Origin of the sequence: Mesorhizobium sp. M0244, from assembly GCF_040321795.1 — a bacterium.
GTDB lineage: Bacteria > Pseudomonadota > Alphaproteobacteria > Rhizobiales > Rhizobiaceae > Mesorhizobium.
In genome coordinates this window covers 1-632 of record NZ_JAMYSE010000239.1, presented here as the reverse complement: position 1 = coordinate 632, position 632 = coordinate 1, and the positions used below count along the sequence as shown (strand labels likewise).

2 protein-coding genes are annotated in these 632 nt (G+C 62.0%); both read right to left on the bottom strand.

Going from position 1 to position 632, the window contains the following annotated elements; all coding sequences use genetic code 11:
* A partial coding sequence (locus NKJ08_RS38845) for a histidine kinase (protein ID WP_502906395.1) occupies positions 1–454 on the bottom strand: 454 nt, incomplete at its 3' end.
* Positions 455–506: 52 nt separating this feature from the next.
* The coding region (locus NKJ08_RS38840) for a potassium-transporting ATPase subunit C (RefSeq protein ID WP_352786429.1) at positions 507–632 on the bottom strand (126 nt) is incomplete at its 5' end.

The window sequence follows — 632 nt, the reverse complement described above, 5'->3', positions numbered from 1 at the left end:
CGACGTGCTGGATGTTCAGTGTCGTGTAGACATCGATGCCGTGCGTCAGGATTTCCTGGACGTCGAGATAGCGCTTCGGGTGACGGCTGCCGGGAGCGTTGGTATGGGCGAGCTCGTCGACCAGAACCAGCGCCGGGCGCCGGACAAGGATGGCGTCGAGATCCATTTCCTCAAGGATGCGCCCCTTGTAATCGATCTCAAGACGAGGAATGACCTCGTAGCCTTCGACCAGCATCTGCGTTTCCTTGCGACCGTGCGTCTCGACGATGCCGATCACCACGTCGATCCCGTCGGCCAGCCTGGCGCGGCCCGACATCAGCATTTCGTAGGTCTTGCCGACACCGGGAGCGGCGCCGAGAAATATCCTCAGGCGACCGCGCTCCTCCCGCTCGGCATGCTCGAGCAGCGCGTCGGGAGAGGGCCTGGTTTCGGCGGTGCGGCTGTCGTCTGGCATCAGGGTCAATCATGAACGGCGCCGGCTTCGGTGTCGATCCCGGCGCCCGCCTTCATTGTTTCGTGGCATCGTCCAGCGCAAGATTGAGGGCCAGCACATTGACCACCGGCTCGCCTATGAAGCCCAATTCGCGATCCTCGACATGGCTGTCGACAAGCGATTTGATCCTGGATTCATC